The organism is Nocardia sp. NPDC050408 (assembly GCF_044458905.1).
In the GTDB taxonomy this organism is placed as follows: Bacteria; Actinomycetota; Actinomycetes; order Mycobacteriales; family Mycobacteriaceae; genus Nocardia.
Genome location: NZ_JBITIL010000003.1, coordinates 312,383 through 334,012, shown reverse-complemented (window position 1 = coordinate 334,012; position 21,630 = coordinate 312,383). Strand labels below are relative to the sequence as shown.

General features: G+C 64.3%; 21 protein-coding genes, 1 tRNA gene and 1 pseudogene. 9 read left to right on the top strand and 14 right to left on the bottom strand.

All coding sequences use genetic code 11. The features are described 5' to 3' along the window. Positions 1 to 22 precede the first annotated feature (22 nt). The 4 genes from ettA to ACIBJI_RS11285 form a co-directional block, all read right to left on the bottom strand. Positions 23 to 1,699 carry an energy-dependent translational throttle protein EttA gene (ettA, locus tag ACIBJI_RS11300; RefSeq protein ID WP_364338880.1) on the bottom strand — a complete coding sequence of 559 codons (1,677 nt, stop codon included), beginning with the start codon at positions 1,697 to 1,699 and terminating at the stop codon, positions 23 to 25. Between the two features lie 77 nt (positions 1,700 to 1,776). Further along, positions 1,777 to 2,301 carry a single-stranded DNA-binding protein gene (locus ACIBJI_RS11295; RefSeq protein WP_364338878.1) on the bottom strand — a complete coding sequence of 175 codons (525 nt, stop codon included), beginning with the start codon at positions 2,299 to 2,301 and terminating at the stop codon, positions 1,777 to 1,779. 152 nt (positions 2,302 to 2,453) lie between these two features. After that, the gene (locus ACIBJI_RS11290) at positions 2,454 to 3,422 is read right to left on the bottom strand and encodes a threonine/serine dehydratase (protein ID WP_397083934.1); all 969 of its coding nucleotides are present in this window, start codon (positions 3,420 to 3,422) and stop codon (positions 2,454 to 2,456) included. Positions 3,423 to 3,442: 20 nt separating this feature from the next. Then, entirely contained in the window at positions 3,443 to 5,482 is a 2,040-nt protein-coding gene (locus ACIBJI_RS11285; protein WP_396955746.1) for a cytochrome c oxidase assembly protein, read from the bottom strand. A 220-nt stretch (positions 5,483 to 5,702) separates the two neighbouring features. On the opposite strand from ACIBJI_RS11285, the gene ACIBJI_RS11280 reads away from it, so the two are divergent. Beyond that, a tRNA-Arg gene (locus ACIBJI_RS11280) sits at positions 5,703 to 5,779 on the top strand. A gap of 417 nt (positions 5,780 to 6,196) precedes the next feature. Continuing rightward, positions 6,197 to 7,108: a TIGR03621 family F420-dependent LLM class oxidoreductase gene (locus ACIBJI_RS11275; protein WP_396955745.1), complete on the top strand. Its 912-nt coding sequence runs from the start codon at positions 6,197 to 6,199 to the stop codon at positions 7,106 to 7,108. Between the two features lie 341 nt (positions 7,109 to 7,449). Here the strand turns inward: ACIBJI_RS11275 and ACIBJI_RS11270 are convergent, their stop codons facing one another. Further along, positions 7,450 to 8,871, bottom strand: a complete 1,422-nt coding sequence (locus ACIBJI_RS11270; protein ID WP_396955744.1) for an amino acid permease — start codon at positions 8,869 to 8,871, stop codon at positions 7,450 to 7,452. 83 nt (positions 8,872 to 8,954) lie between these two features. Here ACIBJI_RS11270 and ACIBJI_RS11265 point away from each other — a divergent pair, with 83 nt between their 5' ends. After that, positions 8,955 to 9,905: an FAD-dependent oxidoreductase gene (locus tag ACIBJI_RS11265; protein ID WP_396955743.1), complete on the top strand. Its 951-nt coding sequence runs from the start codon at positions 8,955 to 8,957 to the stop codon at positions 9,903 to 9,905. Positions 9,906 to 10,093: 188 nt separating this feature from the next. Then, positions 10,094 to 10,687, top strand: coding sequence for a hypothetical protein (locus ACIBJI_RS11260; RefSeq protein WP_364338866.1), 594 nt, complete (start codon positions 10,094 to 10,096; stop codon positions 10,685 to 10,687). Positions 10,688 to 10,755: 68 nt separating this feature from the next. On the opposite strand, the gene ACIBJI_RS11255 is transcribed toward ACIBJI_RS11260, so the two are convergent. The 3 genes from ACIBJI_RS11255 to ACIBJI_RS11245 form a co-directional block, all read right to left on the bottom strand. Next, on the bottom strand, positions 10,756 to 11,364 hold the full coding sequence (locus tag ACIBJI_RS11255) for a hypothetical protein (RefSeq protein ID WP_364338865.1): 609 nt from the start codon (positions 11,362 to 11,364) through the stop codon (positions 10,756 to 10,758). Positions 11,365 to 11,516: 152 nt separating this feature from the next. Beyond that, positions 11,517 to 11,996, bottom strand: coding sequence for a DUF4383 domain-containing protein (locus ACIBJI_RS11250; protein ID WP_364338864.1), 480 nt, complete (start codon positions 11,994 to 11,996; stop codon positions 11,517 to 11,519). A 141-nt stretch (positions 11,997 to 12,137) separates the two neighbouring features. Next, on the bottom strand, positions 12,138 to 12,521 hold the full coding sequence (locus tag ACIBJI_RS11245; protein ID WP_364338862.1) for a VOC family protein: 384 nt from the start codon (positions 12,519 to 12,521) through the stop codon (positions 12,138 to 12,140). On the opposite strand from ACIBJI_RS11245, the gene ACIBJI_RS11240 reads away from it, so the two are divergent. Continuing rightward, positions 12,508 to 13,302, top strand: a complete 795-nt coding sequence (locus tag ACIBJI_RS11240) for a L,D-transpeptidase (protein WP_397083932.1) — start codon at positions 12,508 to 12,510, stop codon at positions 13,300 to 13,302. The two genes, ACIBJI_RS11245 and ACIBJI_RS11240, sit on opposite strands and share 14 nt — an antisense overlap. Here ACIBJI_RS11240 and ectB read toward each other — a convergent pair whose 3' ends face one another. Next, positions 13,303 to 14,595: a diaminobutyrate--2-oxoglutarate transaminase gene (gene ectB / locus ACIBJI_RS11235; protein ID WP_396955741.1), complete on the bottom strand. Its 1,293-nt coding sequence runs from the start codon at positions 14,593 to 14,595 to the stop codon at positions 13,303 to 13,305. It lies immediately after the preceding gene. A 151-nt stretch (positions 14,596 to 14,746) separates the two neighbouring features. On the opposite strand from ectB, the gene ACIBJI_RS11230 reads away from it, so the two are divergent. The 3 genes from ACIBJI_RS11230 to ACIBJI_RS11220 all read left to right on the top strand — a co-directional run bounded on the left by ACIBJI_RS11230 (position 14,747) and on the right by ACIBJI_RS11220 (position 17,419). After that, the gene (locus ACIBJI_RS11230) at positions 14,747 to 15,601 is read left to right on the top strand and encodes an ABC-2 family transporter protein (RefSeq protein WP_364338855.1); all 855 of its coding nucleotides are present in this window, start codon (positions 14,747 to 14,749) and stop codon (positions 15,599 to 15,601) included. Continuing rightward, positions 15,594 to 16,427: an ABC-2 family transporter protein gene (locus ACIBJI_RS11225; protein WP_364338853.1), complete on the top strand. Its 834-nt coding sequence runs from the start codon at positions 15,594 to 15,596 to the stop codon at positions 16,425 to 16,427. Before ACIBJI_RS11230 ends, ACIBJI_RS11225 begins: the two co-directional genes overlap by 8 nt. Positions 16,428 to 16,555: 128 nt before the next feature. Then, positions 16,556 to 17,419, top strand: coding sequence for an ATP-binding cassette domain-containing protein (locus ACIBJI_RS11220; RefSeq protein ID WP_396955986.1), 864 nt, complete (start codon positions 16,556 to 16,558; stop codon positions 17,417 to 17,419). A gap of 56 nt (positions 17,420 to 17,475) precedes the next feature. On the opposite strand, the pseudogene ACIBJI_RS11215 reads toward ACIBJI_RS11220, so the two are convergent. Together ACIBJI_RS11215 and ACIBJI_RS11210 are read right to left on the bottom strand one after the other, a co-directional pair. Next, positions 17,476 to 17,673 (bottom strand): annotated as a pseudogene (locus ACIBJI_RS11215) (hypothetical protein); the annotation flags it as partial. A gap of 6 nt (positions 17,674 to 17,679) precedes the next feature. After that, positions 17,680 to 18,066, bottom strand: a complete 387-nt coding sequence (locus ACIBJI_RS11210) for a hypothetical protein (protein ID WP_364338848.1) — start codon at positions 18,064 to 18,066, stop codon at positions 17,680 to 17,682. Between the two features lie 333 nt (positions 18,067 to 18,399). Between ACIBJI_RS11210 and ACIBJI_RS11205 the strand changes: the two genes are divergently transcribed. Next, positions 18,400 to 18,936 (top strand): DUF4254 domain-containing protein, encoded by a 537-nt coding sequence (locus tag ACIBJI_RS11205; protein WP_364338846.1) that lies wholly within the window; start codon positions 18,400 to 18,402, stop codon positions 18,934 to 18,936. Here ACIBJI_RS11205 and ACIBJI_RS11200 read toward each other — a convergent pair whose 3' ends face one another. The 3 genes from ACIBJI_RS11200 to ACIBJI_RS11190 are packed head-to-tail and all read right to left on the bottom strand — an operon-like array spanning position 18,937 to position 21,469. Then, positions 18,937 to 19,203 carry a hypothetical protein gene (locus tag ACIBJI_RS11200; protein WP_364338844.1) on the bottom strand — a complete coding sequence of 89 codons (267 nt, stop codon included), beginning with the start codon at positions 19,201 to 19,203 and terminating at the stop codon, positions 18,937 to 18,939. A gap of 42 nt (positions 19,204 to 19,245) precedes the next feature. Next, complete coding sequence (locus ACIBJI_RS11195) at positions 19,246 to 20,394, bottom strand: fatty acid desaturase family protein (RefSeq protein ID WP_396955740.1); 1,149 nt, start codon at positions 20,392 to 20,394, stop codon at positions 19,246 to 19,248. A gap of 16 nt (positions 20,395 to 20,410) precedes the next feature. After that, positions 20,411 to 21,469 (bottom strand): FAD-binding oxidoreductase, encoded by a 1,059-nt coding sequence (locus ACIBJI_RS11190; RefSeq protein WP_364338840.1) that lies wholly within the window; start codon positions 21,467 to 21,469, stop codon positions 20,411 to 20,413. Positions 21,470 to 21,630 lie beyond the last annotated feature (161 nt).

The window sequence follows — 21,630 nt, the reverse complement described above, 5'->3', positions numbered from 1 at the left end:
ACCGCCCCGCCGGACACCAAACTCAGTCGCGGGTGAGCTTGCGGTGCGTCACCCGGTGCGGGCGGGCCGCCTCCAGACCGAGGCGCTCGATCTTGTTGGCCTCATAGGCCTCGAAGTTACCCTCGAACCAGAACCATTTTGCCTCGTTGTCGTTGTCACCCTCCCACGCCAGGATGTGGGTGCAGGTGCGGTCGAGGAACCAGCGGTCGTGGGAGATGACCACGGCACAGCCCGGGAACTGCTCGAGCGCGTTCTCCAGTGAACCCAGCGTTTCCACGTCGAGGTCATTGGTCGGCTCGTCGAGCAGGATCAGGTTGCCGCCCTGCTTGAGGGTGAGCGCGAGGTTCAGGCGGTTGCGCTCACCACCGGAGAGCACCCCGGCCGGCTTCTGCTGATCCGGCCCCTTGAACCCGAACGCGCTGACGTAGGCGCGCGAGGGCATCTCCTGGTTGCCGACCTCGATGAAGTCCAGCCCTTCGGAAACGACCTGCCAGACATTCTTCTTCGGGTCGATGCCCGCGCGGTTCTGGTCGACATAGCTCAGCTTGACCGTCTCGCCGACCTTTACCTCGCCGCTGTCGGGCGACTCGAGCCCGACGATCGTCTTGAACAGCGTGGTCTTACCGACACCGTTCGGACCGATGACACCGACAATGCCGTTGCGCGGCAAGGTGAACGACAGATCCTTGATCAGCTGACGATCGCCGAAGCCTTTGTCCAGATGCGCGACCTCGACGACCACACTGCCCAGGCGCGGACCCGCCGGGATCTGGATCTCCTCGAAGTCCAACTTCCTGTGCTTCTCGGCCTCGGCCGCCATCTCCTCGTACCGACCGAGACGAGCCTTGTTCTTGGCCTGGCGGGCCTTGGCGCCGGAACGCACCCAGGCCAACTCCTCCTTGAGCCGCTTCTGCAGCTTCTGGTCCTTCTTGCCCTGGACCTCGAGACGCTGGGCCTTCTTCTCCAGGTAGGTGGAGTAGTTGCCCTCATACGGGTAGGCGCGACCGCGGTCGAGTTCGAGGATCCACTCGGCGACATTGTCGAGGAAGTACCGGTCATGCGTGACGGCGAGGACGGCGCCCTGGTAGGAGGCCAGGTGCTGCTCGAGCCACAGCACGCTCTCGGCATCGAGGTGGTTGGTCGGTTCGTCGAGCAGCAGCAGGTCGGGCTTGCTGAGCAGCAGCTTGCACAGTGCGACGCGGCGGCGCTCACCCCCGGAGAGGTTGGTGACCGGCTCGTCCGGCGGCGGGCAGCGCAGTGCGTCCATGGCCTGCTCGAGCTGGGAGTCGACATCCCAGGCATCGGCGTGATCGAGGTACTCCTGCAGTTTGCCCATTTCGTCCATGAGCTCGTCGGAGTAGTCGGTGGCCATGAGTTCGGCGATCTCGTTGAAGCGATCCAGCTTCACCTTGACCTCGCCGAGGCCCTCCTCGACATTGCCGCGAACCGTCTTCTCCTCGTTCAGCGGCGGTTCCTGCTGCAGGATGCCCACCGTGGCGCCCGGCGCGATGAAGGCATCTCCGTTGTTCGGCTGGTCCAGTCCGGCCATGATCTTCAGCACGCTGGACTTACCCGCGCCATTGGGGCCGACGACGCCGATCTTCGCGCCGGGAAGGAAGTTCAAGGTGACATCGTCGAGCACGACCTTGTCGCCGTGCGCCTTGCGAACCTTCTTCATTTGGTAGATGAACTCAGCCATAAAGGAAAGCCTATCGGTGTGGGTATCGATGGAATGCAGCAGAGCCACCACTGTCGCCGGGGTATCCGGCCGTGCGGTCAAGCGTCGACGGGCTCGGTATCCGCGAGCCGGGGCGGTGCGGAAGTCAGGGACGTCGCGTCCTCCCCCGGTCCCTCCCCATCGACGCGTGCACGGTCATCAGCGCTGGATCGGTCACAACTATTCCGTGCCAGGGTACTGGGTCCGGACGCCGCGCTCGAAACCGCGCGCCGGACCACCTGCGCGGTGCAGCGGGACAGGTCCGGTCCGATCGAGGTGGCGCGCATCTCGATATCACGCCGTTCCACGCCGTCCTTGGCTCGGTACTCGTGGGTGCGCAGCTGGCCGTAGGCGATGACCGGATCGCCGCGCCGCAACGAGGCATCGACACCGACCACAAGACGACGCCAGCAGCTGACGGTGAGGTAAAGAGTCCCGCTGTCGACCCATTCACTCGTCTCCGGATTGAACCGCCGCGAATTGCTCGCCATCCGAAAGGTCACGACCTGCTCGCCGTTGGTCAGATCACGCTTGACCGGGTGGGTGACCACGGTCCCGATCACGGTAACCATCGATTCATACATCGTTGCGCCCCTTTATATTTCGATCCGTCAGGCTCTCACCCCTCACTGAGAGGCCCTTTCAGCCTGACGGTTTCGAACCCCTCCGGCCGCCCCGATTCCCGAATGTGGACAACTTCGCGACATGTGGACAGTCGCCGCTTCACACACCCGAGTCAGAAGACCGCCAGATCGGTATTGGCCCCACACAGCACGATCACCGGGCGCTCCCCTTCGGCAGGCACATAAGCACCGCTCTGCACGGCGGCCAATGCCGTCGCCCCCGCAAGTTCCACCACAACCCGGAACTCGCGCCACAGATATTCGCGCGCGGTCGAGATGGCGTCATCGGTCACCAGCAGCGATCGGACTTCATAGCGTCGCGCGATATCCAGCGCGATATCCCCGATTCGATTGGCGCCCAAAGAATCCGCCGCGATGCTGCGCACATTCACATCTACCGGCCGGTCCGCGAGCAGCGCGGCGTTCAGCGTCGGAATGCCCTCCGGTTCGATCCCGACCACCTGCTGTCGCCGCCCCAACGCCGCCGCGATACCGGCGACCAACCCGCCGCCACCGACCGCGACCAGCACCGGCGGCCGCCCGCGCACCTGCTCTTCCAGCTCCAGCCCGACAACACCCGCACCGGCAACCACGGCAGGCAGGTCGTAGGCATGCAGCTGCAGCGCGCCCCGCTCTTCGGCCAGCTCGGTCGCGTACCTGTAGGCCTCGCCGTAAGTCGTTCCGTGCCAGAGCACTTCGGCACCGTAGGACCACATCGCGGCCACCTTGGTATGCGGCGCCGACTCGGGAACCACCACCGTGCACGTCTTACTGAGACGAGCCGAGGCGAGCGCGGCCGCGATCCCGGCATTCCCACCTGAGGCGATCACCACGTGGTCGACCTGAGCCGAGGACTCCAACAGTGCGTTGAAACTGCCGCGCACCTTGAATGTCCCGCCGTGCTGCAGGTACTCGAGTTTCAGCGTGACCGGAACCGGCCCGTTCGGGCCGATGATCGAGGTATGGAAGACCGGCGTCCTGCGCACCTGGCCGGCCAGCCGTCTGCGGGCCGCCCGCACATCGGACCGATATACCCGTCGGGCGTGCCTGTTCTCCACCACCGCGGTACCCCGCTCACTCACGCTTGCACCTCGATGGGAGCTCAATGACGTATTCCTCGATCACGTTTGGCCAGTTCGGCGAACATGGCATTGTGCGCGGCCAGCTCGGCGTCGTGGTCGCGGTCGGCGGCCCGGTCGGTCCGCTTCGCGAGTTTCGCGTCGCTGCGTGACCACTGGATGAGCAGCGCCAACATCACCACGACCAACGGCACCTCACCACTGGCCCACGCCAGGCTACCGCCGGTGCGCTGATCACCGAGCAGGTCGTTATTCCAGCCGAGGGCAAGACTGCGGAAGAACCATCCGCCCATCACGGTGGTCATGCTCATCAGCGCTATACCGAAGAAGGCGTGGAAGGGCAGGGAACCGAACACCATGCCCAGCTTGGTCAGCGGCTGCACCTGGCGCGGTTTGGGGTCGATGCCGATGACAACCCAGTAGAACAGATAGCCGCTGAGCAGGAAATGCAGATTCATCAGCAGATGCGCCGCATGGGAATCGACGAACGAGTCGTAGATACCGCCCATGTACAGGGCATAGAACCCGCCGACGAAGATCACCGACGCGACGATCGGATGGGTCAGAAATCGCGAGACCGGATTGTGCACCGCGGCCAGAATCCACTCACGCGGCCCGGGCACGCCGCCGCGCCCGGCCGCTGGCAACGCCCGCAGCGCGAGGGTGACGGCACCGCCGAGCGCGAACAGAATCGGCGCGAGCATAGATAACGCCATGTGTTGTCCCATGTGCACGCTGAAGACCGCGGGCGAATACCGTCCGACCCCGGACGAGGTGGCGAAAAGCAGGATTGCGCAGGCCGAGAGCCAGGCGATGGTGCGCCCTATCGGCCAGGCATCGCCCCGCGCGCGCAACCGCCGCACCCCCAGCAGGTACAGCACGGCAAGCACGATGGCCAGCGTGCCGAAGATCAAGTCGAAGCGCCAGTCGAAAAGAATGCGCGAGGCGGTCGGCGGGCCGTCGAGGTTGTAACCGAGTTCCACCTCGGCGGGTGTCGGCACGCTGGTCGGCGGCGGTGGCGGCGTGCGCCCCAACCCGACGGCCAGACCCATGGTCGCCGCGAAGATCAGCACCTCCAGCCCGCCGAATCGAATCAGTGCGGCGCGGTCACGCGGATTCGCGGCGAGTGCGGGCAGGCTGGCGCGGCGCTGCAGATACCCGAAGAGGCCGAGCACGGCGAGCGCGCAGGCCTTGGCGATCACGAGTCGGCCGTAGTTGGTGGTGAACAGATCGCTCCACGGCACCCGCACCCAGGAATTGATCACACCGCTGACGCCGATCACGACGAAGGCGATCGTGGCGGTGAGTGAGAACCGCCTGGCCGCGGTATCTGTGTGCTCGCCGTCGCGCATCGCATGCGCGAGCACCGCGAACAATCCACCGACCCATACCGCGGCCGAAACCAGATGCAGGATCAGGCTGTTCGTGGCCAGGTCGTGCGCGCCACCCGCGGAGGAATGTCCGGTCAGTGCCAGCGGCATCATGGTCACGATCGCGCCGCCGAACAACACCGGGGCCCATCCCCAACGCAGCGCGAGTCGGCAACCCACCGCGACGATCAGCGCGAACACCACCGTCGTGCGCCACGCCTGGGCCAGCTCCACTTGGTCGATCGCGTGCCACAACTGCTCCGGCCGCCAGATCTGCCGCACCGGCTGCCCGGTGGTGTCGGACACCGTCAGCGGTATGAGCAGTGCCGCACAGCACGCCCAGGCCAACGCGAAGTTCGAAGCCCGTCGCATCGCCCGATATCCGCCGACATCGAGCAGCCCATTGGCCTGCGGCGGCACCAGGAATGCGGCGAGCAGCAGTGAGCCGACGGTCAGCGCGGCGGACAGATCGGCGAGTGCGCGCACCGCGGGCAGGCCATAGGTTGTCAATGATCCCGGATCCGGAATGCCGAGCAGACTCAGCGCCTGCGCCGCCGAGAGCCCGACGATCATCGCGGCGACCACCGCCGCGATCGCACCGGCCAGCACGGTCAATATCGCGAAGGTCGCCCCGTAGCCCGGCTTACCCGCTGTGAGCTCGGGTGCGACGGACGGGTCCCGCGGTGACGACATGGCACTGAGCGTAGTCGGCCCTTAATGCGTGGCCCGGCGGGGTTTGGGCCGATATGGTGGCTAACGGATCGGAGGTGCGATGTCGATCATCCCGCGACTCGCTTGGCCCGCACACCCAAGTGCTGAAATGTTGCTGACGCTAAGAAGCTAGCCATCTGGACGGTCGCTATACTTGGCGCGCTGGACAGCACGGCCAATGTCGGCCATGGTGGAACCCACTGCCTCCGTAGCTCAGTTGGATAGAGCAAGGGCCTTCTAATCCCTAGGTCGCAGGTTCGATTCCTGCCGGGGGCGCCACGCAGCCCGTCCGTTCGCGTTTACGCGGGCAGACGGGTACCGCGCACGTCGTCTCACCCTCTGTCGACCGTACGCGGATCCAGGTTCGAGGGCTCGTCCCGAGGCCCGCCCAGGAACTCACCGATTCAGTTGTCACATCTGTGACCGATTTCCCATCCGAGTAGCCCGAAGTAAGCAGAGTTCACGGCCTGCCGTCGGATAGGTACCACCCCAGACCACCCTTTAAACGAGAAAATCAGACTTCTTCAACGACTCGCCGAGACCCGATCAGCGTTTCTACGAGACGATTCGGAGCCCGCGGCCATCTGGACGCCAGACGAAGCCGACAACCTCACCAGGCGGCAAGTGACCTCGCCGCCAGCCAGGCCGACCGACATCGCCGGTCGAGATGCCGCATGATCGACTAACGTGCGAGGTGTGGAAGAAACTCGAAATGAGATGACTCGAAATGAGATGACACAGCGTCCTTTTCGGTTCGCCGTCGGTTTCTCCGCCGCGGGCTCGCGCGCCGAGTGGCGGGACAAGGCACGGCAAGCCGAAGACCTGGGCTACGACGTGATCCAGGTTCCCGACCATCTGGGTATGACTTCACCTTTCCCCACGGTGGTCACCATGGCGGAGGCGACGAACCGTGTGCACGTCGGCACGATGGTATTGAATGCGGGCTTCTACCGGCCTGCTCTGCTGGCTCGTGACGTCGCCAGCGTGGATCAGCTCACCGATGGGCGCTTCGAGTTCGGACTCGGTGCCGGACCGGATTTCGCGAAACCCGAGTTCGAAGCGGCCGGGCTGCCGTTCCCGAGCGGGCGGCAGCGTATCGACTACCTGCGTGACACCATCGGCGAAATCCGGACACTGTTCGGGAACGGTCACCAACCACCCGTCCACCGCCGGATTCCGCTGCTGGTGGCCGGGCTCGGGGACCGTCTGGTGAGGGTTGCCGCCGAACACGCCGACACGGTGTCGCTGGCCGGGGTGCCCGTCAGCGCCGACATCGATTCCGAGAAAGCCGGAACCGTCGCGCTCGCCCAGCGCGTCGAGTTCGTCCGGGCCGCGGCCGGAGAACGCTTTCCGCACCTCGAGTTGGGCCTGATGTTGCAGGCAGTGGACGTGCAGGGCCACGCCGAGACCGATCTGTGGCTGCCCCGCAGGTTCAATCCGGACCTGTCCGATGCCCAGTTGCGTTATCTGCCCGGCGTACTGCACGGATCCGCACACCACATCGCCGACACCCTGCGGCATTACCGCGACGCATACTCGATCACCCATTACTCGGTCTCCGAGACGGATATGACCGCTCTAGCAAAAGTGATCGAACAGCTTCGGTGAGCGTGTCGCAAGGACCGCACTGGTCACGGCGATTCCGGCGGCCGCAGTGCCGATCGACACCGGAGGCGTGACCGCACTCGCGGCTGCGGATCTGTACCGCGCGACCGCCGTCTCGTTGACTCCGAAGTCATGTGCACCGCCGACGCCCAGGTAATGCAATCGGCATTCTTCACCAGCCAGGGCTACCCGACCGGCACCCGCGACGCCGCCGATCCGTCCTACCAACCCACGCTGCGTCAATAGCCGAGGTACGCTGCGGCCCAGGATATTCCGTAATGCCAATTCGAGCGCTCTCGGCTGGACCCTCCACCATGATCGAATAGCTCGATAGCCGTAGCGTGCTAATGAGACGATTCGGAGTCCGCCGCAGGCTGGACGGCCTCGGTGGTTCGTCGTCTGAGGAACCAGCCACCGACCAGCACTGGGACCATGATCAACGGGACGGCGACGATTGCGCTGCGCTGTTCGGTGCTTCCACTGCTCGCCATCAGAGCTACTACACCGGCGAGGAAGACCAGGGTGGCAATGCTGGTGTAGGGGGTGCCGATCAGGCGGAAAGTGGGGCGGGTTGCGCGGCCGTCGCGCCACCAACGCCAGAGTTGCAATTGGCACAGGACGATTGCCGCCCAGGCGGTTATGACGCCGAGGGCCGACATGTTCAGAACTATCTCGTATGCCTGCTCGGGGACTACCGCGTTGAGTCCGACGCCGGTCAGGGCGATCGCGCCGGTGGCCAGAACCCCAACGTAGGGAACGCCATTCGCTGACAGCTTGGCTGCGCGGGCGGGGGCACTGCCGTTCATAGCCATGGAGCGCAGGATTCGGCCGGTCGAGTACAGGCCCGCATTGAGGCTGGAGAATGCCGCCGTCAGCACGACCAGGTTCATGACGGAATCCGCACCATCCACACCGATTTTGGCGAAGAACGTGACGAATGGGCTCTGCCCGCCACGGAAGGCTGTGTAGGGCAGCAGCAGACTGAGCAGCACCAGCGAACCGACATAGAACACGGCGATGCGTGCGATTACCGAGTTGATGGCGCGCGGCATGATCTTCTCGGGATTTTCGGCCTCACCGGCGGCGGTGCCCACCAATTCGACTGCGGAGTAGGCGAATACGACACCGGTCGTGACGACGACCAGCGGAAGCAGCCCGGTCGGGAACAGCCCGCCGTGATCGCGCAGGACACCGGGCCCGGTACTCTCGCCCGCTATCCGGAAGCGTCCGACGAGGAAGACCGTACCGATCACCAAAAAGCTTACCAGCGCAACAACTTTGATCAGTGCGGCCCAGAATTCCAGCTCACCGAACCAGCGCACCGACACCAGATTGATGGCCACCACCACGGCCAGCGCGATCAGCGCGATGACCCACTGCGGAATCGCGCCGAACGCCGACCAGTAGTGGACGTAGGTGGCGATGGCGGTGATATCCACGATGCCGCTCATGCACCAGTGGAAGAAATACATCCAGCCGACGGCATACGCCAGTTTCTCGCCGTAGAACTCGCGAGCGTAGGAGACGAACGATCCCGACGACGGACGGTGCAATACCAACTCGCCCAGCGCGCGGAGCACGAAGAAGACGAACACCCCGCACACGGCGTACACCAGCACCAGCCCGGGACCGGCGCTGGCCAACCGACCGCCCGCACCGAGGAACAACCCGGTCCCGATGGCACCGCCGATCGCGATCATCTGTAGCTGACGTGGGCGGAGACTCTTCTGATACCCGACGTCCTCGTCGTGCAATACGTCAGTCACAGTGCCTCCCGCGCTCCCGAATCGTATCGCTGATTAATGTATCGTCAAATAACGGCACACTCAATGGTGTTAAAATAATCGGCGTGCGAGCGGTGATAGTCGGATCCGGGATCGTCGGCCTGTCAACGGCATTCGAGCTGCTGCGCGGCGGGCACCATGTCGTGTTAGTAAGCGCGGAGCCCATCGACTCGACGACATCGTTTCTCGCCGCCGCGGTATGGTTTCCCACCGCAGCCGGGCCGATCGATCGGGTGGCTGCTTGGAGCGTCGAAACGTTCACCCATCTGGAACGACTCGCGCACGCCGGTACACCTGGTGCGCGCATGTGCGAGTCGCTCGCCGTATATCGCGACGAACCAGCGACGCCGTCCTGGTCCGAGGCCGTCCAAGCGTTCCGGCTGGCGCGACCGGACGAACTACCGCCGACCTACCGATTCGGGTTCCGATTCGCCGTTCCGCTGCTCGAGATGCCGATCTTCCTGCCGTGGTTGGCTGCTCAGGTTCGCCAGGCGGGCGCGTACTGGGTTCGGCGGACGATCCGGAGTCTGGACGAGCTCGACGATCTGGCGCCCGATGTGATCGTGAACTGTGCGGGTCTGCGTGCCGGCCCGCTGGCCGACGACGCCGAGGTCTACCCGATCCGCGGCCAGATCGTGCGCATCACCAATCCGGGCATCTCGGTCTCGGTGCGTGACGAAGCGCATCCCCTCGGGCGCGCCTATGTCCATCCCCGCACCCACGACTGCATCCTCGGTGGCTCACTGGAGACCGGAGCATGGGATCGCACCCCCGATCCGCGACTGACACAGTCGATCCTGCGTCGATGCCGAGATCTCGTACCGCAGCTGATGGGTGCCGAGGTCATCGAAACACTTGTCGGACTGCGCCCGGGGCGCGCCGAAGTCCGCCTGGAGATCGCCCAGGCCGACGCGTCATCGGTGCCCGTGATCCACAACTACGGCCACGGTGGCTCCGGCATAACTATCGCCCACGGTTGCGCCCGCGAGGTGTCGGCGCTCATCGATACGCTGTGAGCAGAGCCGGATCCGGACGGCTCATCGGCGCAACTGGGCCAGCTGATCGGCACCACGCCCGAATCCACTGTGAGCTAGCGAACACCACGACTGTGGCGGATCGGGTGAACCAAATGCTTGCGGTCGCTCGTGGTACGGGGACGAGATGCGTTGTGCACCTTGTCGAAGAACGACGAAGGGTTCCAAAGATGAGTTCAGCCAAACGTTTTCAGCGTGTCACCGTGCCGGTCGCGGCTGCCGCTGTCATGCTCGCCGGCCTGCTCAGCGCCTGTGGCGGCGAGAAGGGTGCCGAGGCGGTGGCGCGGACGTCGACCGCCGCGGCAGCGGTACCCGCCGCGGCACAGGCGCCCGCGGTGGCGAAAACGCAAGGCTGGCTGAAGATCTACGACGGCACGGCTGCGACCGGGACCACTAATGCGGTGCAGCTCAAAGTGACCAGCAATCCTGCTGTCGGACAGTATGTTTCGGACGGATCGGGCCGATCGCTGTACCGGTTCGACAAAGATACGGCGGCACCGTCGGTATCCAACTGCGCCGGGCAGTGCGCCGTGACCTGGCCGCCGCTGACCGTGACCCGCGATCAAGTGCTCTATGCCGCGGGCGTCGATCCCCAACTCGTCGGATTCATCGAACGTGCCGACGGCACATGCCAAATCACCATCGGCGGTTGGCCTGTGTACTACTTCTCGAAAGACATCAAGCCGGGTGATCTGCTCGGCCAGGGTGTCGGCGGAACGTGGTTCGCGGTGGCTCCGAATGGCGGCAAGACGCTGAGCAAGTGATCACAACGGCCCCGGCGCGGAACCCGGGGCCGTTCGGGTCGCAATTCGCTGCCGGAGCTCCGAGTACATCATTGGCTGCCCTGACCGGTGGGGTGGCTGAATTGACGCCACTCCCGGTCCAAACGGATGTGTCGGCGGTGGTTCAGCGCCCATGTGGTGGCCCAGACGACCGCTGCTACACCGCAACCGATTTCGAGTAGAACGGCGACACCCACACCGATGCCGTGCACGGCGGCGGCACTGGATTGTTCGGGAGGGGCGGTCGGTTTGCCGTCCGGGCCCAGCCAGACAGAAGCGGGCTGGCCGGGTTCGGCGGCATCGGGGACGCCGACGGTCGCGGTGCCGGACTTGCCGTCGTGGATCCAGGACACCTGCGCCTCGAAGTGGTCGCGGACCGTTGCGTTGCGGTCCGCTATGGGTGCGGTGACCCGGGCGGGGGTGCCGATAATGGTCCCTGTCACAACGACTTTCGTCGCATTCTCAGTGTGGATTCGTGCGGATGCCGAGCTATAGGCCGCGGTACCGGCCGCCGCCGCGGTCGGCACGGCGATCAGCAGCATCAGGACGGCCAGAATGCGGACGAACCCCTCCACCCGATCAGAGACCCGCATCAGCGGACTGGGATTCCAGGGCTGCATCCGCCAGCTCCGCACCGGCCACATCGGCGGCTCCGACACCTTCATCACCTCCTACGACGAAGCCACGGTCCGCTCCAGACCGCGACTCCTACCCGGGGCATTCCCCCGACTCGCCGGTTGATGCATCGGCGGAACCGGAATATGGACAAACCCCGCTGGGCCGCATCCAAGCGGGATTCATCGACTCGTAGCTATTGAATCGACGGACGCGGATGCCCGGTTATGCCTCGTCGGCTGCCCGACCAACCGAGCGCCGCCCCGACTGCGACCATGCCGACGCCGAGGGCGAAGTGCAGCCAGTTGTCGGCGGTGTTCACCGGGACGAAGTTCGCATCGCTGTGCTGGTCGATGACCAGCCCGTACAACCACAGCACCAAGTAGATAAGACCGCCGCCGAGCAGGAACGCCCGGGATGCGAGCACTGTGCGCGATGCCAGCAGGCCGGCTACGCCGAATACCAGGTGGACGATGTTGTGCAGGATCGAGACGTTGAACAGCCCGAGAAGTTGGGCGTCGGAGCTGTGTCCGGCCCATTCCATGCTGTCGTAATTCGTGGTGACGCCCGGAATGAAGCCGAGCACGCCGACCACCAGGAACACCGCACCGACCGCCGCCGCCGCGATGCGCAGCGGCGTCCAATGCGCGGAGGTTTGCGCGTGATGCGCGGCCATGGTGACTGCCTCTCCCGAACCAGGCGTCCGGACGGGCGCCCGCTTCGTGCGACTTGATTTCAGCGACTGCCGGTGGCGGCAGTCACCTGCGTCATACCCACGCGCCGCGTGGACAAACGGACAAACCCGCAGGTCCAGCGCTCAGGAGCGCCGATGCAGCCAGATGAGGCAGAAGGTGTGTCCGACTGGATCGGCATAGACACGGAACTGCTCGTCGTCATTGGCCTGCACCAACCGCGCGCCGAGCGCGAGCGCCTTCGGCTCGGCCTCCGCGATATCGTCCACCAGCACGTCGAAATGTATCTGCTGGGATGCTTCCGGATCCGGAAAGCGCGGTGGTCGATACTGCGGCGCGTATTGGAAGGCCAAGCGCCTGCCGCCGGGTTCTTCGATGACAACCCACGTGTCATCCGAGGTGTAGGTCGGTTCGGCGCCGAGCAGGCGGGCGTAGAATTCGGCGAGCTTGGGCGGATCCGGACAATCCAACACGACTGTGCGCAGACTCCCGACCTTGCCTTCCGTCATCGTTCGACCTCCTATTTGTCGCGGCAATGCTCATCGCGTACCCGCGCGGGGACACTCGAACCCGCCTGCCATGGCAAGGGCGGAATCTGCATTAGGGTCGAGGCCCGTCGGGAGGTTGCAATTGTCGAAACGCATAGTGCTGCTCGTGGTTCTGCTGGCCGGCATCGCCGCGTGCACCAGCACATCGAAGTCCGATCTACCCCTGCCGTACCACGGCGACGCCGACCAAGTCGTCACCGTGGTCACCGAGCACGCCGCTGACACCACCGCGACGTTGACTGCGTGGCAACGTATTTCAGGCGGCTGGCGCGCCGAGATCGGTCCGCTCCTGGCCTATGTCGGGCGCGACGGCATCGGCCGAGCCAGCGAGGATTCGGCGCACACTCCCGCCGGGGTGTGGACGCTGAGCGAGGCGTTCGGGATCGCGCCGAACGACGGGACCCGGCTGCCTTATCGCCAGGTCGGCACGCAGGACTGGTGGGTCTCCGATAGCAGCTCGCCGAATTACAACCGCTATGCGCAATGTGCCACTGGCACTTGTGAATTCAATGAAAACGCGAGCGAGAACCTCGGCCGGGCGGGAGCGGCGTACGAACACGCCGTCGTGATCGACTACAACCGTCAGCCCGTCGTCGCGGGCGCGGGTTCGGCGTTCTTCCTCCATGTCGAGACCGGAGGCCCGACCGCCGGATGCGTGTCGATCCCGGCTGCCGACCTCAGCGCCGTTATGCGATGGCTGGATCCGAGCGCGCACCCGGTGATCAATATCGGCAGCAGGTGACTATCCGCAGATCGCCTCCACCGCGCCGGCGAGCAACGTCAATCCGCGATCCAATTCGTCCTGGCTGATCGTCAACGGCGGCATCAGCTTTACCACCTCGTCGACCGAACCGGAGGTCTCCACGAGCAGCCCGCGCTCGAAGGCGAGTTGGCACACCTTGCCCGCGCGTGAGGCTTCCTCGAACACGATGCCGTGCACCAGCCCGCGACCGCGCGTCGAGACACCGGGAAATGCCGCTGCGATGTCGGCGAGCGCGCGTGCCGTGCGCTCCCCTTTGGCCACCGTCGAAATCTCCAGCGCACTATCTGACCAATAGTGCTCGAGCGCGACCCGCGCGGTGACGAATGCCGCATTGTTGCCGCGAAAGGTCCCGTTGTGCTCACCGGGCGCCCACTGATCGAGTTCGGGCTTGAAAAGCACCAGAGCCATGGGCAACCCGTAACCGCCGATGGATTTCGACAGCGCCACGATGTCGGGAGTGATGCCCGCGAACTCGAATGAGAAAAACCCGCCGGTCCGTCCGCAACCCATCTGCACATCGTCGACGATCAGCAGAATTCCGCGCGCCCTGCACAATTCGGCCAGCTGCCGCAGCCATTGCGAGCGGGCGACATTCACCCCGCCCTCGCCCTGCACCGTCTCCACGATCACCGCGGCGGGCTTGTCCACCCCCGAGGACGAATCGTCCAGGGCCCGCCGCATCCAGCGCAGATCGTCGGCCACATCGAGGAACCCGTCGTAGGGCATGGGCATCGTATGCGGCAGTGGTACACCGGCAGCCGCGCGTTTGGCGGCATTTCCGGTCACCGATAGGGCGCCGAGCGACATACCGTGGAAGGCGTTGGTGAAGTTGAGAACGGTCTGACGTCCGGTGACCTTGCGAGCCAACTTCAGCGCGGCCTCGACCGCATTTGCGCCGGTCGGACCGGGAAACTGCACCTTGTAGTCGAGGCCGCGCGGCTCGAAGATCGTGTCCCGCAAGGCCTCCAGCAGCCGTCGCTTGGCGACGGTCGACATGTCAAGGCTATGTGTGATGCCATCGCCGACGATGTAGTCCAGCAGTGCCCGCTTCAGCACCGGATTGTTGTGGCCGTAGTTGAGTGCGCCCGCACCCGCGAAGAAGTCCAGGTAGTCCTTGCCGTTCTCATCACGCAACCAGGACCCGCTGCCGGTGTCGAAGACGGTCGGCCAGGCCCGGCAGTACCCGCGCACATTCGACTCGAGCGTCTCGAAAACGGTCAATGCGGTGCTGTTTCGAGCGACCTGCGAGCAGTCGCTAGCGGCGACAGTCATCGACGATCCTTCCTGTCGTGCGCGAGCGCCCACGAGGCAAATCTGAAGTGACTGTGTTTCTAACATTGGTGCAGCAGGTTTGTCGCACTTTTCCAAAAATCGCGCGCTTACCTACCGCGCGTCCCCCGACGCACCGTAGAGTTAGCTTTTTGTGCGCGGCAGAGTGGAGGGCAACAGTTCGCAGCTCGCCGTAGCGCACCCACTCCGGACCGCGCGGCTGTACCTCTACCTCGTACGAGCCGGTTTCCGACGCCAATCCCAATACAAACTCGCGATGTTCGCGGGCCTGTTCACCAACTGCGTGTTCGGATTCGTGCGCGCGGCGGTGATGATGTCGGCGGTGCGCGCCTCCGGCGGCTTCGGTGGTTACGACGTCGGATCGATCGGCGCCTACGTCTGGCTGTCACAGGGACTGCTCGGTGCGACTCAATTCATGGGGCCACCACTGGAATTGGTGGATCGAGTCAAGAACGGCGATATCGCGATCGACTTCTTGCGTCCGGTCGATGTCCAGTTCAGTTATCTCGCCATGGATCTCGGCCGCGCGTCCTGCACGATCCTGCCGCGCGGGGTGCCGAGCGTACTGGTCGGCGTGCTTACTTTCGGGCTCCTCATGCCCGGCACGCCCGGACCCTACGTGCTGGGGCTGGTCAGCGTGGTACTGGCCGTCGCGTTGTCATTTCTATGCCTTTTCGCCGTCGGATTGATCGGATTCTGGGTAGTGGAAACCCGCGGCCTGCGAGTGCTATACCAGATCTGCGGCACGTTTCTGGCCGGGTTGTTCGTGCCGGTCCACATGTTCCCGGCATGGCTGCGCACCGTCGCGCAGGCCACTCCGTTCCCGTCGATCCTGCAGTCGCCGATCGACATCCTGTCGGGTCGGGTCATCGGGATGGACGCCGTGACGGTCGTTGCCGCACAAGTGTTCTGGGTACTCGCGGTCGGTGCGGTGGGCCGGGCACTATTGATGGCCGGACGCCGCAGGCTGGAGGTGCAGGGTGGTTGAGCCCCCGTATACGCCCGTACCGGCCGGTACCTGGTTCACCCCGTATGCGGCGGTGCTGCGGTCGCGGATGCGAGCCCAGCGCGCATATCGATTGTCCTTCGCCAGTGAGGTATTCAGCGCCTTCCTGATCGGCATCGTCGAATTCGCCGAGGTTTGGGTCATCTACCACAATGTCCAGGTGCTCGGCGGCCTCGATCTGGACGGCGCACTGCTGCTGTTCGGCCTGAGCAATTCCGCATTCGCACTGGCCCAAGTCCTGTTCGGCCACCTTGATTCACTGCCGACACTCATCCGGCTCGGCGTGCTCGACGCCTACCACCTGCGCCCCCAACCACTTCTGTTGCAGCTCATCACCAGCGACATCTCGCTGCGCCGATTCGCCCGCGCCTCGGTGGCGATCATCGTGCTCGGACTCGGTCTCGTTCGCAACGATCTCGACTGGGGTCCGCGAACTCTCGTACTGCTGGTGACCACCCTGCTCAGTGGCATCGCACTGTTCGGCGGAGTGTTCGTCTGCGCCGCCGGCGCGCAGTTCTATCTGATCGACGGTGCGGAATTGACCAACAGCTTCACCTACGGCGGCTCCTTCGCGGCCATGCAACCGGCTTCGGTGTTTCCGACGTCGCTGAGGCTGGTATTCGGCTTCGCCATTCCGGTCGCGTTCACGGCGTATCTACCGACCATCGCACTGCTACACCTACCCGGCCCGCCGCTGCTGCCGCCCTGGCTGGCCTGGTGCGCACCGCTGGCCGCGCTGTGGGTGTGGCTGCTTGCGTTTGGTTTGTGGCGACTAGGCACTCGGCACTATCAGGGAGGCGGCGGATAAGCGTGGCGGACAGCGAGTTATCGGACTCGATCATCGAGATCGAGAACCTGACAAGACAATTCATTCTGTACCGCAAGAACGGGCATCGCTGGCGACGCAGCCGCGAAACACTCACCGCGGTGGACCGGATGACATTTCGCATCGAACGCGGTTCGGCGGTGGGATATATCGGCGCGAACGGGGCGGGCAAGTCGACCACGATCAAAATGCTGACCGGCATCCTGGTCCCCACCTCGGGCACCGTGCGCACCTGCGGCCTGGACCCGGTGCGACGGCGTCGTGAACTCGCCGCCCGAATCGGTGTGGTGTTCGGGCAGCGCTCCCAGCTGTGGTGGGACCTACCACTGCGCGAATCGTTCTCGATTCTAGCAGCGATCCACCGCTTGGAATCCGATGTCGCGCAAAAACGTACCTACGAGTTGGTCGAACAACTGGAGATGGCCGAGACACTGGACACCCCGGTGCGCCAGCTCTCGCTCGGCCAGCGCATGCGGGCGGAGGTAGCCGCGGCACTGTTGCACTCTCCGGAATTGGTCATTCTCGACGAACCGACCATCGGCCTCGATGTGCTGTCGAAACAGCGACTACGCGAATTCCTGCGCGCCGAACGCACCGAGCGCGGCACCACCCTGTTGCTGACCACCCACGATATGGGTGATATCGAGCGGCTCTGTGATCGGGTGCTTGTCGTCGACCGCGGCACTCTGGTGTACGACGGTTCACTGACCGGTCTGGCGGTGCGGGTTGGCGCGCGGCGGGTGCTGGTCGTCGACCTGGCCGAACCGACCCGCGATCTCGACGATCTGCCGAGCGCCGAACTGTTGACCAGCGAGGGCGGGGGCATGCGACAGCGTTTGGCCTTCGATGCCGAATCCACCACCGCCGCACAGGTTCTGGCGGCGGTCGCCGATCGCGCCGAGGTGCGCGACCTGTCGATAGAGGAGCCGGACATCGAGGACGTGGTCCGGCGGATCTATGAATCCGCCTGGTGACCGACCCGCGGTCCGGCTCCGGATTCGGTTGACATTCAGTTGTTTTCGAGTGCGCGGGCGTCCTGGTCGAGTCGGAACGGCGGATATTCGTCACGCATCGGCGAGGCGTAGGCAACCCCGGATGGACCACCGGTGCAGGCCGAGCAGTAGGCGTAGAAGCCGACCCGCCAACGCCAGCGCATGACGCCGACCTTGAAGTCGAACAGTGCGCGCGGAAAGTTACCGATGATCAGAATCGCGAAGAATGCGACCACCGGGCCTCAGCCCGGCGCCTGCCCCTGGGCCGAGTACAGACTGACCTCCCCCTCCTCACCGAGGAAGGCGTTCACCAGCATGATCTGTCCGGCCTCCAACTCGTCCGGGTCCGGGGCGCTGGTGGTGATCGAGATCTGCGGAATCACCGCCCAGTTCACGACATAGCGTTCGGGCGGCCCGTCGTCGTCGGACAGGCGCGCGAGTCGGAACACCGACACCGTCTTGCGGAGGATGAGCGTGCGCACCACCTCGGCGATTCGCTCCGGATCTTCCAGCGCGAACATGAACCCGAACGTCAGCTCGGGCGAAGACACATAGGCGGGCACGAACACCGAGGCTAGTCGATCGAACGAGGTCTCGCTCGCACCTCGCCGGAAGTGGTTGCTGCTCATGCGCTCAGCGATTTCACGAAGGTAGGAAAGTCGGCGGTTATGTGACCGATCCGTAACGGATCATAACGATTTCCCGGCAGCTCATCTGTTTCTACACCATTCTATTGCGCCGATTCGACTATCGCGCTTTCCTGAAAAGGTCCCGATTATCTCGGGCCGTCTTCCTCATCGCATCGTCGCGGATTTCCCGGTTTCTTTGCCGTGTTGGTGGACTGTATGGAGGGCGATCCGAGTGCGGGGCTGCGCCGGAGCCGAGGGGTGCCCCTCCCCGAAATCCTCCTCGGCCCTGGCGCATCCAAAGACACACCCATCGCCACCGCAGGGGCGTGCATCATGCATACCGAATACGCAGCGGGTCGTATCGAAGCCGACGAGCTGCCATCGCCATCGGCGCTACTGCGCGCATTTCGCGATCCGCACGATCCGAATCGACACCGGCACCGTGTCCTGGCCGCTGGACGCGCACTGGTCGAATGTCATGAACGCAGGCGCAATGCCCTGCAGGCGGCACATGCGCCGGACACGCCGAGCGGCCGCGTAGCACAGTACCTACAGCTCGTCGATGACCTCGACGCACACCGAACCGAACTGGTCGGCCATATCGACAATTGGGTTGCCGGCAATGTGGAGCACCGTGCCGGCGCCTCGCTGCACACCGAGACCCTGGGTGCCGTTATCGATCGAATGGCGGCGAAATGGGTTGCGGCACAACATGCATTGGGCATTTCGGCACCCGTGGGGCCACCGCATCCACTGCAGCTGGACGATTACGCCCAACTGCAGTGGAGCCGATTGGCCGAACTGGCCGACGGGTACAAGGACCTGATCACCGATGTGATCGAGCACCGGCGCAGGCTGCCGGTGTGGTGATCACCGGGGCTTGTCCATCTCCGACTCGACCACTTCCGCCTCGACGAACGGCGCGCTCGGCTCGACCTCCGCGTCATAGGACACATCGGCCTCATCGACGAAATCGTTCGTATCCTGCGCCGCGGCATCCTTACGCGCGGCGTCCGCGGCCTCGTTCATCTCGATGGCGTCGGTGATCCACTCACCGATCTCCCGGGTGACCTCCGCGACGGTGCCGGTGATGATATTCGCAATATTTCCGACATGTCGCGCACCAGAGGAAGTCAATTCTTGAATTAGATCCTTGTTGCTTTCGAATTTCCCGATCATTCACACGCCCACTTCGGTTGTGTTCCGCTGTCGCATTACGATAACACCGGGCGTGGACTCCTTCCCGACCAAGAACGGCGGCAGTGCCAGCTTGAAAATCTTCAGCCACACCGATCCGACTTGCTCACCGAGCGAACCGGTGTTGTAGGGCAATCCATACTTCTCGCACAGATCCCGAACCTCCGGCGCGATCTGCGGATAGCGGTTCGCGGGCAGATCCGGGAACAGGTGGTGCTCGATCTGGTGCGACAAATTGCCGGACATGATGTGGAAGAGCCTGCTGCCGGTGATGTTGGCCGAGCCGAGCATCTGCCGGACATACCATTCACCACGGGTCTCCTCGGCGGTCTCCGCTTCGGTGAACGTCTGTACGCCCGTGGGGAAGTGGCCGCAGAAAATGATGGAGAAGGCCCAGAGATTGCGCACCAGATTCGCGGCGGTGTTTCCGGCGAGTGTGCTGACGAACAGCGGACCGGTCAGCGCTGGGAAGACGAGGTAGTCCTTGAGCACCTGCCGACCGGCCTTGCGCCACTGGCCCTTCACCAATCGCTTGATGTCCGACCAGCTCTTCTTGCCCCGGATGATGTTCTCCACCTCCAGGTCATGGCCCATCACACCCCACTCGAACAGCACCATCAGCGCGAAAGCGTAGAGCGGCTGGCCCAGTCGCAGCGGATTCCACTGCTGGGCTTCGTCCATGCGCAGGATGCCGTAGCCGATATCGCGATCCATGCCGTGGATATTGGTGAAGGTGTGGTGCATGTAGTTGTGCGAATGCTTCCACTGATCCGCCGGGCAGACCGTATCCCATTCGAACTCACGGGAATTCAGGCCGCGCTCACGCATCCAGTCGTACTGGCCGTGCATGACATTATGGCCGATCTCCATATTGTCCAGGATCTTCGACACACTCAGCGCGGCCACCGCGGCCAGCCAGAACGGCGGCAGGAAGCCGAGATACATCAGGCTGCGTCCGGCGATCTCGAAACCGCGCTGCGCCTTGATGATCGAGTAGATGTATTCGCGATCGGCGTCGCCGAGATCGGCGACGACCCGGGCACGCAGCTCGTCGAGGGCCCGGCCGAGTTCCTCGACCTGGTCCGGGCTCAGTACCAGCGGGCCGTCTTTCGTTTCGGTCAGAATTGTCATTGCTCAGTCCCCTTTGTCAGATATCGATGTCGACGTCGCCGACGGGCGCGTTGATGCAGAGCTGGATGGGCTGATCCGGGTCGCTGTCGGTTTCGCCGGTGCGCACATTGCGGGTGCAGCCGGAGCGGCGAACCGCGGTGCAGGAGAAGCAGATGCCCATCCGGCAGCCATATTCCGGTGTCAGCCCCGCGGCCTCGGCCTGCTCCAGCAGGACGGCACCGTTGTTCTCAGCGCTGCGGCCGCTGGCCGAGAAGTTGACCGTGCCGAAGGCCTCGTCGGCGTCGACGGGGGTGGCGGACAGGGTGAATTCCTCGGTATGCAGCCGCTCCTCCAACTGCTCGGCCTCGAAGATCTTGCGCACCGCGTCCATCAGGCCCGGTGGACCGCAGACGTAGGTCTCGCCGTCAGCGAACCAAGGTGCGACTCGTTCGAGTTGGTCGTAGTCGAAATGGCCTGAACCGTCACCGGGATAACGCAGTTCGATGCGGAAGTTCTTGTGCGCCTGCGCAATCGACTCCAGCTCGGCCCGATGCGGCACCGTCTCCGGTGATTTCGCATAGTGCAGGAAGGCGAGATCACCCGGATAGCCCTCATCTGCCAGCGTGCGCAGCATGGACAACACCGGGGTGATGCCGCTGCCGCCGCTGATCAACAGCACTCGTTCGGGACGCGGTTCAGGCAGTCGGAAGACACCAGCGGCCGGTTCCAGGCTGACCACCATGCCGGGTACGGCATTGCGGTAGAGATATTGCGATACCAGGCCGCCCGGATGCGCCTTGACCGTCAGTTGCAGGTGGCGGTCGCGCCGCCCCGCCGAATTTACCGGTGAATAGCATCTGGTGTGCCGGACGCCGTCGATCACGACGCCGATCTGTACATACTGCCCCGCGACGTGGCCGCGCCACTGCCGGGTGGGGCGCAGGGTCAGCGTCACCGAACCCGGAACCGAGCGGCGGACGTGGGTGATCTGCGCCCGCAACTCCCGAACCGTCAGCGTGGGGCGGACGAGTTCCAGGTAGCGGTCGAGCGGGTGCGGTGTGGTCAGGGTTTGCACCAAGTCGATGAGTCCCACCATGTGGTTGCCTCTGCTTTCGGGCTGCGACGTACTCCTGAACCCTCATCGGTGAAGAATTCAGTGCACGTCTGTACACTCAACTAGTGTGACCGATGGACCGGGTCCAGTGTCAACCAGGAACTGATGTGACCCGAACTACATCCTTGGAATGGACGAATGGT

What these genes read in the sequence shown, in the direction of transcription:
- ettA (WP_364338880.1), bottom strand. Translation starts at nt 1,699, where the DNA reads ATGGCTGAGTTCATCTACCAAATGAAGAAGGTTCGCAAGGCGCACGGC.
- ACIBJI_RS11295 (WP_364338878.1), bottom strand. Translation starts at nt 2,301, where the DNA reads ATGTATGAATCGATGGTTACCGTGATCGGGACCGTGGTCACCCACCCG.
- ACIBJI_RS11285 (WP_396955746.1), bottom strand. Translation starts at nt 5,482, where the DNA reads ATGTCGTCACCGCGGGACCCGTCCGTCGCACCCGAGCTCACAGCGGGT.
- ACIBJI_RS11260 (WP_364338866.1), top strand. Translation starts at nt 10,094, where the DNA reads ATGAGTTCAGCCAAACGTTTTCAGCGTGTCACCGTGCCGGTCGCGGCT.
- ACIBJI_RS11250 (WP_364338864.1), bottom strand. Translation starts at nt 11,996, where the DNA reads ATGGCCGCGCATCACGCGCAAACCTCCGCGCATTGGACGCCGCTGCGC.
- ACIBJI_RS11245 (WP_364338862.1), bottom strand. Translation starts at nt 12,521, where the DNA reads ATGACGGAAGGCAAGGTCGGGAGTCTGCGCACAGTCGTGTTGGATTGT.
- ectB (WP_396955741.1), bottom strand. Translation starts at nt 14,595, where the DNA reads ATGACTGTCGCCGCTAGCGACTGCTCGCAGGTCGCTCGAAACAGCACC.
- ACIBJI_RS11220 (WP_396955986.1), top strand. Translation starts at nt 16,556, where the DNA reads ATGACATTTCGCATCGAACGCGGTTCGGCGGTGGGATATATCGGCGCG.
- ACIBJI_RS11210 (WP_364338848.1), bottom strand. Translation starts at nt 18,066, where the DNA reads ATGAGCAGCAACCACTTCCGGCGAGGTGCGAGCGAGACCTCGTTCGAT.
- ACIBJI_RS11205 (WP_364338846.1), top strand. Translation starts at nt 18,400, where the DNA reads ATGCATACCGAATACGCAGCGGGTCGTATCGAAGCCGACGAGCTGCCA.
- ACIBJI_RS11195 (WP_396955740.1), bottom strand. Translation starts at nt 20,394, where the DNA reads ATGACAATTCTGACCGAAACGAAAGACGGCCCGCTGGTACTGAGCCCG.
- ACIBJI_RS11190 (WP_364338840.1), bottom strand. Translation starts at nt 21,469, where the DNA reads ATGGTGGGACTCATCGACTTGGTGCAAACCCTGACCACACCGCACCCG.